Annotated in this window: 11 protein-coding genes; 5 read left to right on the top strand and 6 right to left on the bottom strand. The window is 61.6% G+C overall.

Going from position 1 to position 12228, the window contains the following annotated elements; all coding sequences use genetic code 11:
- Nucleotides 1-170: 170 nt before the first annotated feature.
- From M1D88_RS01400 to M1D88_RS01385, 4 genes are all read right to left on the bottom strand, one after another.
- Nucleotides 171-1244, bottom strand: coding sequence for a LacI family DNA-binding transcriptional regulator (locus M1D88_RS01400; RefSeq protein ID WP_458112845.1), 1074 nt, complete (start codon nucleotides 1242-1244; stop codon nucleotides 171-173).
- A 168-nt stretch (nucleotides 1245-1412) separates the two neighbouring features.
- On the bottom strand, nucleotides 1413-2312 hold the full coding sequence (locus tag M1D88_RS01395; protein WP_458112844.1) for a carbohydrate ABC transporter permease: 900 nt from the start codon (nucleotides 2310-2312) through the stop codon (nucleotides 1413-1415).
- Nucleotides 2309-3430, bottom strand: coding sequence for a carbohydrate ABC transporter permease (locus M1D88_RS01390; RefSeq protein WP_458112843.1), 1122 nt, complete (start codon nucleotides 3428-3430; stop codon nucleotides 2309-2311). The genes M1D88_RS01395 and M1D88_RS01390 overlap by 4 nt, the downstream gene beginning before the upstream one ends.
- Entirely contained in the window at nucleotides 3427-4677 is a 1251-nt protein-coding gene (locus M1D88_RS01385) for a sugar ABC transporter substrate-binding protein (protein ID WP_458112842.1), read from the bottom strand. Before M1D88_RS01385 ends, M1D88_RS01390 begins: the two co-directional genes overlap by 4 nt.
- A 383-nt stretch (nucleotides 4678-5060) precedes the next feature.
- Between M1D88_RS01385 and M1D88_RS01380 the strand changes: the two genes are divergently transcribed.
- Nucleotides 5061-7091: an amylo-alpha-1,6-glucosidase gene (locus M1D88_RS01380; protein WP_458112841.1), complete on the top strand. Its 2031-nt coding sequence runs from the start codon at nucleotides 5061-5063 to the stop codon at nucleotides 7089-7091.
- A 56-nt stretch (nucleotides 7092-7147) separates the two neighbouring features.
- Here the strand turns inward: M1D88_RS01380 and M1D88_RS01375 are convergent, their stop codons facing one another.
- Nucleotides 7148-7687, bottom strand: a complete 540-nt coding sequence (locus M1D88_RS01375) for a hypothetical protein (RefSeq protein WP_458112840.1) — start codon at nucleotides 7685-7687, stop codon at nucleotides 7148-7150.
- A gap of 164 nt (nucleotides 7688-7851) precedes the next feature.
- On the opposite strand from M1D88_RS01375, the gene soxR reads away from it, so the two are divergent.
- The 3 genes from soxR (at nucleotide 7852) to M1D88_RS01360 (ending at nucleotide 10361) form a co-directional block, all read left to right on the top strand.
- Nucleotides 7852-8319, top strand: a complete 468-nt coding sequence (gene soxR, locus M1D88_RS01370) for a redox-sensitive transcriptional activator SoxR (RefSeq protein ID WP_458112839.1) — start codon at nucleotides 7852-7854, stop codon at nucleotides 8317-8319.
- A gap of 99 nt (nucleotides 8320-8418) precedes the next feature.
- Entirely contained in the window at nucleotides 8419-9345 is a 927-nt protein-coding gene (locus tag M1D88_RS01365) for an aminoglycoside phosphotransferase family protein (protein WP_458112838.1), read from the top strand.
- Nucleotides 9346-9353: 8 nt separating this feature from the next.
- A complete protein-coding gene (locus M1D88_RS01360; RefSeq protein WP_458112837.1) occupies nucleotides 9354-10361 on the top strand; it encodes an NAD(P)/FAD-dependent oxidoreductase in 1008 nt (335 codons plus the stop codon).
- A gap of 15 nt (nucleotides 10362-10376) precedes the next feature.
- On the opposite strand, the gene M1D88_RS01355 is transcribed toward M1D88_RS01360, so the two are convergent.
- Nucleotides 10377-10940 (bottom strand): AAA family ATPase, encoded by a 564-nt coding sequence (locus M1D88_RS01355; protein ID WP_458112836.1) that lies wholly within the window; start codon nucleotides 10938-10940, stop codon nucleotides 10377-10379.
- Between the two features lie 218 nt (nucleotides 10941-11158).
- Here M1D88_RS01355 and M1D88_RS01350 point away from each other — a divergent pair, with 218 nt between their 5' ends.
- A complete protein-coding gene (locus tag M1D88_RS01350) occupies nucleotides 11159-12202 on the top strand; it encodes a LacI family DNA-binding transcriptional regulator (protein ID WP_458112835.1) in 1044 nt (347 codons plus the stop codon).
- Nucleotides 12203-12228: the final 26 nt, after the last annotated feature.

Genomic DNA, 12228 nt, shown 5'->3' with positions numbered 1-12228 from the left:
TCTCTTGTGGTGCCGCGCAACAGGGCCGACGGTCAAGGATGGGATGGTCAAGAGGGATTTCCTGTTCTTGGGAGCACATTAGGGGTATCCAGATCAAAGCCCCATTGGGGCAGGAAACATCTGGGCACGGTCAAAGGACCTGCCCTCTTTTGTTGCGGTCGATTTGTTGTCTAAGAAGTTGGGGTGTTGGCCAAGGGTCCTCCGCCGTCACGCAGCACGAGCCGCGGAGGAAGAAGCAGGTGCTGGGGTTCCTTCGCCTGATTCGCGGGACCGTCGAGGATGGTTCTCATGATCTCGACTACCTTCTCGGCCACCTCTTCCACCGGCTGGGAGATGCTGCTCATCCCTACCGCAGCGGCAACTGGCGTGTCGTCAAAGCCGATAACAGCCGGGGACTTGTCCGGAAAAGCGGCTCTGAGTCGCTCCGACGCCCCGAGCGCCAGGGAGTCGCTGGCGCAGACTATCGCCGTGGCGCCGTTCCTCAGCAGGGTCAGGGCTCCGGCTGCACCCTCACGGATCCTGTCGGGCACGCCCACGGACAATGACTCCAACTCCCCTGATTCGAGATGGGGTGCGAGCGCCGCTTTCCAGCCTTCGCGGCGGTCGCGTCCGAGTTCATATCCGGTGGGACGGTCGCGTGCGAGTTCTTTGCCTTCGGGCCAGCCAAGAAAGCCTATGCGACGGTGGCCCTGACTGAGCAGGTAGTTGGTCGCTTCAGCAGTTCCGACACGTCCGTCGACGTCCACCCAAGAGTGAGGGCAGCTGTCATTGTCAGCGATCCACGGTCGTCCGAAAGTGACAAACGGGACTCCCCTGTCCATCAGCCAACTCGTCCGGGGATCGTCCTGTCGGGTATCCGCGACGATGAATCCGTCAAGTTCTGCGGTCTCCAGAAGCTCCTCGTAGGCTTCGATCTCGGCGTCGTCGTTTGAGACGGCAAATACAGTGACGCGGTAGCCGTGCTCATACAGCCTCTCTGTCAGGGCGTGGAGGAACCGGTCCATAATCGCTGCATTGATGCCGTCCGCGGACGGAAACAGCCGGTAGCCAAGGTTCCGGGATCGCCGGGTGCGCAACTGCCGGGCGGCACTGTTTGGCCGGTATCCGGACGCGGCAATCAGCTCCATAACCCGCTCCAGAGTGGGAGGGCTGACTCGCTCAGGGGCGTTGATGGCGTTGGAAATGGTTTGCCGGGAGACTCCGAGCTGCCCCGCCAGGCTCGCCAGGGTTGGTCGGGAACCCATTGATCCTCTGCTTCCTTGCTGATAGACGTAAATGTCAGGGGTTAGTTGAACGATCAAGCCTTGTTTTCTTTAGTGTATGGCGGCGACGGCGGAAGGCTGGGAGCTTTGGACTGGAGTCTGGTAGCGGACTCCAGTCCAAAGGCAAACGGCCTTAGGCCGACGGGCCGATTACTCCTTGAGCGCCCCTGCCGTGCTGTTCATGATCCTTTTCTGGAAGATGAAGAACACGATGGCCACCGGGATGGTCATGATCGCTGCCGCCGCCAGTTTGAGCGGATATTGCGTTCCCGCACTGAGCTGACCGGACGAGAGCTGGGCCACGCCCTTGGTGATTGTTGTCAATTCGGGGCTCTGTGCGGAGATGATGAAGTGGCTCAGCTCGTTCCAGGATCCCTGAAACGAAAGAATGACGATGGTCATGACGGCCGGCATGGACATAGGCAGGACGACCGACCAGAACGTGCGGAAGGTTCCTGCGCCGTCGATTCTGGCTTGTTCCTCGACACTTGCCGGGATGGACTCGAAGAAGTTCTTCATAATGAACACACCGGCCGCGTCAGCCATGAGCGGAATGACCATGCCCGCGTAGGAGTCGTAAAGCCCCAACTGGTTGATCACCAGGAATTTCGGGATAAGGAGAACGACACCAGGGACTGCCATGACAGCCACAACTCCGGCAAAAATCACTGACCTTCCGCGGAAGGGGATGCGAGCCAAGGCGTAGCCGGCGAGCAGATCGAAGAATACCCGCCCACAGGTGACGAAGACCGTAACCACCACGGAGTTCCCGAACCACAACGGAAAATCCGAGTTGAGGAAGAGCTTCTGGTAGGCCAACGTGGACCAGGTTGCCGGAAACAGCGACAGGGGATCGCTCGCGGCGTCCGGTTCGGTCTTGAATGACGTCGCGAGGTTGATGAGGAACGGATATATGTAGACGACGGCCAGTGAAATAAGGACTACATAGGCCAGCCAGATGAATTTTCCCTGACGTTTCCTGCGGGTCTTGCCAGGCGCCGGGGATGCCGGGGCGGTGGTCTCCGGCGTATCCGATATCAGCGTGGTCACAGTACTCTCCCCCTGCTGGGTTCTGGATTCATTCGCTTGCGGCGGGGCACAGTATTACGCTCTCGGAGCACCACCCGCTGGATCACGGTGAAGACGATGATGATCGCGAACAGCAAGAAAGCTATGGCTGCGCCCTGCCCCCATTGCTGGTTGTTGAAGGCGGTGCTGAAGGACAGGTAGGCAGGGGTGATGGTGGTCTTGGCTGGGCCGCCTTCGGTTCCGGTGTAGATCTGATCGAACACCTGCCACGACCCGATCAGACCGAGCGTGATCACGGTGAAGAGCGTGGGGCGGAGCATGGGCAGGGTTACGTACCAGAAACGCTGCCAGCCGGTGGCGCCGTCGAGCATTGCCGCTTCTTCAAGCTCGCCCTGCAGGTTCTGCAGAGCGGCGATGAAGAGGAGCATGAACGTCCCGGAGGTGGTGAAGATCGCCATGAGGATGAAAGCGGACATGGCCACGGACGGCCCGGAGAGCCACTCCCACCAGCTCACCCCCAGGAACGTTCCGGACTCCATTGCAGGGGGCGGGCTGCCAATGCCAACCGACTGCGCCAGGAGATGGATGATCCCCTTAGGATCCTGGAACCAGTTCGGGCCGGTAATTCCGAGCAGTGACAGGAATTTGTTCACAGCGCCTGTGGCATTGAACAGGAACAGCCATAGGACCGTGATCGCCACTGAGCTGGTGACGGAGGGGAAGTAGAAGGCGGTCCTGAAGAAGCCCTTTCCCTTCAGTAGCCTGCCGTTCACCATCACCGCCAAGAAGAGGGACGCTATAGTCTGCAGCGGAACAACCAGCACAACGTAGTACAGGTTGTTCCGCAGGGCGGTACCGAAGTCCCTTTCTGCCAGACCGCCGCCGGAGATAACCGCTTCGAAGTTCTTTGCTCCCACGAATTGTGTGGTGCCGGCGAAGGGGCTCCCCCTTCCCGTCCAGTCCGAGATGCTGACCCAGGCTGCCATGATGACAGGCAGGACCAGGAAGAGGCCGAGGATGATCAGCACGGGAGCCGTGAAGAGCCACCCGGTAGCGTTCTGCTTGCCCTTTGCCCCGCCGCCGCCGGACCGGGTTCTGGGGGCACCGGTCCTGTGGGTACTGCGTGTAAGGGTGCTCACTTTGACAACGTCGCCGTCATTTCGGTCTGGATGGAGTCCAGAATGGCCTTCGGATCTGACGTTTGCAGCGTTGCCAGTTTCGCGTTGAAGTCCTTGAGTACGTCAGCAGCGCCGGGCTGCGATGGGAGCGTCTGGGCATACTCGACGCCTGCAATGGATGCTTCCTGTTCCGGGAATTCCTTCTTGAATTCGCTCTCTGCAGAGACAACTGACGGCATGACGCCGAAGGCCTTCGCGAAGGTCATCTGGGTCTGGGTACCGGTCAGCTGCTCAACCAGGGCCTTGGCTGCGGGTTTGTTCTTACTGTCCGCTGCGATGCCCCAGCAGTTGGTGAACTGCAGAGTGCCCTTGCCCTTGGGGCCTGCGGGAAGCTCTACAGTGCTGTACTTGATGGAGGGGAAGTCCTTGGAGAGGGCTCCGGAGATCCAGTTGCCTTCGATTGTCATGGCGGAAAGTTGTTTGCCGAAGGCTTCGCCTCCCCAACCGGCACCGAGGTCAGAGGAGAACTTTGCTGATCCGTCGGTCAGCATCTTCTTTACAAAAGTCAGTGCCTCCACGTTCTCGGCGCTGTTGACGGTGGCTGTCTTACCGTCCGGGCTGAGCAGGGACCCGCCTGCCTGAGGGAAGAAGGCTGCGACGCGTGCAATTTCAGGGCTGAAAGTGAGGCCGACCGTGTTGCCGGATGTGAGCTTCTTGGCTGAGCCTTCGAGTTCATCCCACGTGGTGGGAATGTCTGCATCAGTGAGGCCGGCCGCTTTCCAGAGGTCATTGTTGATAACCAGGGACAGGGTGGAGGAGTCCTTGGGCGCGCAGTAGAACTTCCCGTCAATCGTGAAGGCCTTGGTCAGGCTCGGCTGGAAATCGTCCTTGTTGGCAAGCGAGTCCGCGTAGGGCTCAAGGGAACCGTTGGCGGCGTAGCCGCTGAGCTGGTCAGGGGACAGGTAGAAAACGTCGGCAGGCTTTCCGGAAGCGAAGCCCTGACTGAGCTGCTGGATCAGATCTGAAGCTACGTTCACGGAGGCTTCCGTGCCTGAGGTCTTGGACCAGTCAGCAACGGCAGCTTTCACTGCAGTTGCCTCGGCATCGCCAGAAGCACCGATCAGCACGCTGATCGGCCCGGAGCCCGCATCGGATGATTCGTTGGCGGAGGGGCTGGCGAACCCGGAACCGCAAGCGGTAAGGCCGAGAGCCCCGGTGACGCAAATGGTGATCGCTGCGGCGAGGCGTGAGGCGCGTGGTGTTTTCATTCGGGGGATCCTCTGTTTCGGAATGCGTCCGTCGATGGGCGCATTGAACGTGGCTTGCGTGCACTTCGGGTCGGCCGGTCCGTGGGTGCCGGGCTGGCCAGGATTCCTCGGTCCCGGGTAGTGCAGGCCGCGGTTGATGCAGCGGGCGCCGGTGGTGTGTCATTTGGGACCGGGGGCTTTTGATCGATCAAGTTTTGCTGTAAAACTGTATTTGAACGATCAAATGGGTGTTTCACAATGATGGTTGTGAGTTCTGCCACTGTCAAGGCCCAAGACGTCAAATTGAGTGAGACGGGAATCTCGGTTCACTTTGCCAGCAATTTTCAACAGCGCACGTGCAGTGCCCGAAAGCAATGTTCCGCGCTTGCGGCCAAGGAGTATCAATGAACAACAGGCAGCCGTTCCTCCACGATCTGAATGTCCTTTTGGCCGCCCCCATGCAGGTCTGGTCCGAGCATGACGGGCAGTTGCGGCGCAGCGGCGGTGTCCAGGGCATCTACTGTGCAGATACCCGGGTGATCGATGAAGCTGTCCTGACGGTCAACGGCGAGGAACCCGAATCCGTGGGCTCCAGCTCGGCGCAGGGCTCGGTTGTTTCCTTCCACGCCCTTATCCGGACCCTCGGAAGCGAGAATCCCGATCCTCTGGTAAGCCTGACCCGTCGCCGCAGCATCCTCACAGATCGCGTCAGCGAGGAAATTATCCTGCGATCCGATCTGAGCAAGGACGTCACAGCCGTGATCGAGATGGAGCTCGGGTCCGACTTTTCACCGTTGGAGTCGGTAAAGGCCGGTGGCAGGGCCCACCCTGTCCCGCCGGTATTGGACGGCGGGGTTTGGAAGGCAGCTGCGGAAGGCGTCAGCTCTTCGATCAGCGCGCCAGGGGCTGTGATTGAACCGAAAAACAGTCAGCTTCGCCTCAGGTGGGAATTGAGGATTCCGGCCCGCGGTACGGCCCGGGTTGGCTGGGAGGTGCAGGCCAAGGACAGTCTTGCCCCCTTCGTTGCTGCCCAGCCCACAACTGCATCATTCCGTGTCCGTGCTGATGACCGGCGCCTGACCGCACTGGCAGAAAAGGCCCTCGGAGATCTTGAAGGGCTGCGGATGTCCGCAGTTTCTTCGCCGCAGGATGTTTTCCTCGCCGCCGGGGCTCCGTGGTTCTTCACGTTGTTTGGACGGGACTCCCTGATCGCAGCCAGAATGCTCCTCCCCATTGAGCCGTCATTGGCAGCAGGAACGCTGCGCACGCTCGCTGCCCGTCAGGGCACAAAGTACGATCCTGCCACTGCTGAGCAACCGGGCAAAATCCTTCACGAAGTGCGCCGCGGCGAGCTTCGGATGCCCGGGGACGTCAGCAACGGGGAACTCCGGCTTCCACCTGTGTACTACGGAACGGTGGACGCCACACTGCTCTGGATCTCCCTACTCCACGACGCCTGGAAATGGGGCATGCCGGAGGAGGAAGTTAAGGATCTGATGAGCAACCTGGAAGAAGCATTGCTCTGGCTCCGGGACTGGGCCGACCCCGACGGCGACGGCTTCCTTGAGTACATCGACGAGACAGGATTCGGGCTGGCGAATCAGGGCTGGAAAGACTCCGCCGACTCCATCCGCTGGAACGACGGTTCGCTGGCCACTGGCCCCATCGCGCTGGCCGAAGTGCAGGGTTATGCCTATCAAGCCGCAACACATGCAGCCGATCTCCTGGACGCGTTCGGACTTAAAGGGGCTGAGGAATGGAGGGCCTATGCAGCAGCCATGGCTGACAAGTTCCGCAGCGCGTTCTGGTGCAGGGATGAGATCGGCGCTTACCCGGCGATTGCTCTGGATGTGGATAAGCGGCCGGTTGATGGAGTCGCAAGCAACATGGGTCACCTGCTGGGCACCGGCATCCTGAATGAGGAGGAAAGCGAGCTTGTGGCACGCCGGATCATGCACCCCACCATGTTTTCCGGTTACGGCGTCCGCACCTTGGATACAGGCAACGGAGCCTACTGGCCCCTGCGTTACCACTCCGGATCCGTGTGGGCTCATGACACGGCCATGACCCTCGACGGCCTGACAAAAGCCGGCTTTAACGACGAAGCAGCCCTCCTGGCCGCCGGTGTGATGGATGCGGCCGAAATCTTCGACTACCGCCTGCCTGAGCTGTTCTCCGGTCACAGCTCAGCCCAGGGCGGACCTCAGCCGTACCCTGCCTCGTGCCGCCCCCAGGCTTGGGCAGCAGCATCCGCGGTGCCCCTGATGCTCGCAACGCTCGGCCTGACCCCGCAAGGCCCCGGGCTGCTGCCCGAGGTGACTGCCGCCGTCCCCGTGCCGTTTGGCGCGTGTACCTTCGAAGGGCTTCAAGCAGGAGGCCGAACTTTCAATGTCGACGTCGATCGGCACGGCGCAGCCACCGTTATTCCGGCCTAGCTCACAGCTTCAGGGGAGACGTGCACATGGAGGACCACGAGCGGCTGTTGGCGGCCTTAGAGAAACGTGAGTTCCGTTGCGGCGGCTCCGTCTGCCCGGATGACGACAGGCGCCTGCTGGGCGTATCGATCCCCGGTCGGCATCCAGCCGCGTCCGGGGGAGACGAGAATCAGCATGCCGTGGATGTCACCGACAGCTGCGAAACCCTCGCCCGGCGGGCCCCCATATGGCTCGATCCCCTTGGCGTACAAGTGGTCGACGCTCGCGAGAACGTCGGGCACGGCCACACCCACCTCGCTCACACAAAGGAGGCCACCCGGGCCGAACTGATCGGCGATCGTATGCTGCAGCCCGCGTCGCTCGATGAGCTCGAGGACCTGGTCATCTGGTCCATCGAAGTACACCGAACGCGAGTCCCAGCTGGCCGGCCCCTCAAACTCGACTACTCCATCTCGTCCAAGCAGCGTCGCCCGTTCCGCGATCCAATCCTTGGCCTGCGTGAACATTCCTGTCGGGATCGTGAAGGCCAAGTGATGGGCGCCTTCGTAGGCACTCTTCTCGAACACTATCCGCGTGCTTCCAAGCATTACGGTCATTCGGGTTAGATCACCCACTGTATCCAAGCCCAATACACCTCCGTAGAAGCGCTCTATGGTTTCTGTGTCTCGTGCTGGAAGTACTACTTCTCTGATGTCCATAACGCCATCAAATAATCTCAAGTCCACTTGAGGTCAAATTCTCTCGATGAAAGACTGAGCCGATGCCACACATCGCGCCCAACGAATTGCTCAGCATCGGGGAACTCGCCAAGCGCGCTGGCGTCAGCGTCCCGACCCTTCGCTACTACGAAGAACGCAATCTGATCGACGCCGTTCGGACCACTGGCGGGCACCGAGCCTTTCCCCGCCACACCCTGCGCCGGCTCGCACTAATCGCCGCCGGTCAGCGCGTCGGACTCAGCCTCCAGCAGATCGCCAACGCCCTGAACGACCTCCCCCGAGACCGCCCGCCCACCCAGCGGGACTGGACCAACATGTCCCGCAATTGGGCGCGCCTCGTCGCGATGCGCATCGAAGTGCTTCAACGCCTCGCGTCTGACCTCGACGGCTGCATCGGCTGCGGATGCCTCTCCCTCGGAAAATGCACGCTCTTCAACCCCGAAGATGAAGCCGCAGCCGAAGGCTCCGGCTCACGGTGGGTCCGCAGCGCCGAGAGACTGGGCGATTAACCGGACGAATCCGCCAACCTGGCCTATGCGGGGTTTAAAGGGGCCGCCACCTTGGGCAGATGGTTTGCCTTCCTGTCAGTCTGCCGACAGGCTTGCTCCATGGGAATGCATATCGGCCAGCACCACGTGGACGATTCGATAGCCAGGCGGTTGATCCGGCACCAGTTTCCGGAGTGGTCCAAGCTGCCCGTAAAGCCGGTCGTCGGGTCGGGAACTGTCAACGCCATTTTTCAGATTGGATCGACACTGGTAGCACGTTTCCCACTCGTGGGGTCGGATCCGGTTGAGACCCGACTGATACTGGAAAGAGAAGCGGCGGCAAGCGTTGAAATGGCAACGGCTAGTGTCTATCCGACGCCCACGCCGCTGGCCATCGGGTCTCCAGGAGATGGCTATCCGCTGCCTTGGTCTGTCCAGACCTGGCTGCCGGGGGAAACTGCCACACCGCGCACCTCGGGTAATAATCCGGCATTCGCCGGCGACCTTGTGACTCTGATCAACGGTTTCCGCTCGGCAGATACGAAGGGGCGTCTTTTCTCTGGTTCAGGCAGGGGCGGCCAGCTGACCGATCACGATGATTGGATGGAAAAATGCTTTCGCGAAAGCGAAAGTCTCTTCGACGTCAACCGATTCCGGGGCCTGTGGTCGGAGTTAAGGGAGCTGCCGAGCAGCGGGTCGGACGTGATGTCCCATATGGACCTCATCCCCGCAAACTTATTGGTTAGAGACGGTCGGCTCTCCGGCGTGCTGGACGGAGGGGGCTTCGGCCCGGCCGACCCTGCATTGGATCTGGTGGCCGGTTGGCATCTCCTGGATGAAAGACCCAGGAACAAATTTCGGGAGTCGCTGGGCTGCGATGACACCGAGTGGGGTCGCGGCATGGCATGGGCACTAGTGCAGGCCATGGGTCTTGTCTGGTATTACCGCCAGACTAACCCGACCATGAGCGAACTGGGACGTAGCACGTTAAGCCGCATCATGTCAGCTTGGGAGCCGATGCGGACAGTAAGGCCATCAACGTGTTGAGCGCACATGTGGGTAGGCACATAATCGTCGTCGGCGCCGGCATCGTCGGCGCGTCGGTGGCTTATCACTCAGCCCGGGCAGGTGCCTCCGTGACATTGGTCGACGCCGGGCAGCCAGGCGCCGGCGTGACGGCGGACTCGTTCGCTTGGGTCGGAGCGTCCGGCGTGCGTACAGGTCCGGCTGCCAGGATACGGGCCACCGCGATGGAGGAATACCGCCGAGTTGAGGCCGAGTTGCCGGGACTCCCGGTGAACTGGTCTGGCTCCCTTAGCTGGCGCACAGAAGGCGGCCCGCCAGAGGCCGGGCCGGGGCAGGAGATTGTGGACGCCACCACCGTGATGACGCTCGAGCCCAACCTTCGACAGCCTCCGGAGTGGGCCGTATGGGCACCCGGCGACGGTGCCGTCGACTCGATGGGCGTTACCCAGCGGCTGGTCGCGGGCGCCCGCGACCATGGCGCCCTGATACACCTGGACACCTCAGCCGTCGGTGTCCGCCGGGGCCCAGCGGGCCAGGTTGCGGGGGTCGACACCGCCGTTGGACCCCTCTCCAGTACGACTGTGGTGTTGGCCGCCGGCATTGCCACGCCCGCGCTGGGCGCGCCGCTCGGCTTGCGTGTCCCGGTCGAGCCGTCGCCGTGCCCGCTCTTCCGGCTTCGGGCTCCGGCTGGCCTGGTCAACACAGTGGTCAACACTCAGGACTTCGATCTCCGGCAGGTCGCCAGGGACCGGCTGATCGCGGCCGCGGACTCGCCCGAACGGACCCTCGCCGCCGTCCGGTCGGGTTTCCGCGGCGCCGGGAGCGTTGAACTGATCAGCACACGACTCGGAGTACGCCCAATGCCGGCCGACGGTGAGCCGATCATCGGTCCGGTAGCGGATGTGCCTGGTCTCTACCTGGCGGTGATGCACTCGGCCGTCACGCTTGCGCCGGCCGTGGGCCGCCTTATTGCGCGGGAATTGGTCGACGGCATCGCCGAATCTGCGTTATCAGGTTGCCGCCCCGATCGCTTCTAGTACCCAATCTGCATCTCACTTACGGCTGGCGCCCGGTAGCTTGGGAAGCCCCTCGATGATCCGTTGCGCCATGTCATCCGACGATAGTTCCTCTGTGTCGAACACAACGTCATGGGAAATGTCAGTCCGCGTCCGCTCGAACCGTTGATACATCCGCCGGAGAAATTCCGGCTCCTTTGACAGCCCCCGGGACGGGTCGGAGCTGGCCCGTGCCAGCGCTGTTTCATACTTAGCTGTGATCAGCACCCTCTGGACGCTGACATCCGGACCAACATGAGCCATGATCTGCCCAATCTCCTCAGGGGTTTCGGGCCCCTCGGCGATGACGGTCGGAATCGGAGTGTCCAGCCAGGCCCCAACCAGGCGCCCATGGACCTCGTGCGCCCAGGTCCAGTCAGGCAAGGTTGGCAGGGCCATCTCCGCCACAGTATCTAGTCCAACCACGACCACCGTCTCGCCACTCCTACGCAACTTGCCTGCAAGGGTGTCTGCCAATGTGCTTTTTCCCGAGGCAATCGGGCCGATGATGAGCACCAGCCGGCGCTCAGGAACCCCAGCCTGGGAGGGATGCGCGTTCATTCCGCAAGTCAACCCGCACCCCGTCGCTGCCTGCAAGTCCGCCGGAATGGATCGGCAACGGCTGAGCAACAGGCACTGCGGAAAGCCAACAGAATATAACCGTCCGGAACGGCACCATTCTGCTCGAGCTTGAGCTCTATTGACGCTGCTTGTGATGCAGGATACGGTTTCCGAGTTATACGAATAACTGTTCTCATTAGTGGCCCAGGGAGGTGCCCATGGCTGGATCACGGCCCAAGTCGGGCCCCACGATGCACGATGTTGCCGCAGCCGCAGGAGTCTCGCAGGCCACCGTATCTTTGGTGCTGAATTCAGCCGGTGGTTCACGGTTCTCTGCAGAAACCCAGAAGCGTGTACAGGATGCCGTGGACACACTGGGTTACCGCACCAATGCTCACGCAAAAACCCTGCGGGAGGGCGTGGCCGGGATGATCGGCTTTATTGGTGACTCCGTAGCCACATCCCCGTTCGCCGGCGCCATCATCGAAGGGGCGCAACAGCGGGCATGGGAGGACGGACTTCTCCTGCTCACGGTCAATACCGGTGGCGACAAAGGGCTTGAGGGCGCATCTCTTGAGACTATGCTCTCGTACAAAGTTGCCGGAGTGGTTTACGGCGCCATGTATCACCGGCGACTGGACGTTCCGGAGGCCTTAGCCGGTGTCCGTGCCGTTGTTCTCAACTCACAGGACAAGGCCGGACGACTTCCCAGCGTCGCACCCGACGAGGTACGCGGGGGCTACACCGCCACCCGCAGGCTGCTGGACGCGGGGCACTCCCGGATAGCGTTCATCGACATCCAGAGCTTGGAGAGCGGACTCCCCGCCGCCGTCGGGCGCCATGAAGGCTACCTCGCAGCCCTCGGCGAGGCCGGCTTGGAACCCGATCCGAACCTCATCCGCTTTGGGCGCGGCGGCGAGGAAGACGGCTACACCCACACGATGGAACTGCTGACCGCCGGCAAACCACCAACCGCAATTTTTTGCGGCAATGACCGCGGCGCCTGGGGTGCCTACCAGGCTGTGTCAGACCTGCACCTTTCCATCCCCCGCGACGTCTCGATCGTAGGGTTCGACAACCAGGCGATTCTGGCGCCAAACCTGCGTCCCGGCCTGACCACCCTTGAATTGCCGTTTATCGCAATGGGCCGGCGGGCGGTCGAATTGATCCTCCAAAATACCGAACCAGACGGCCGGGTCGAGCTGATGGAGTGCCCTTTGATTGAACGCAAGTCAGTCACCCACCCTAAAGAGATGTCATAGCCGCACCATTCCATTGACCTCCGATG

It is taken from the genome of Arthrobacter sp. R1-13 (assembly GCF_054161475.1).
This window is presented reverse-complemented; position numbering and strand designations above follow the sequence as displayed.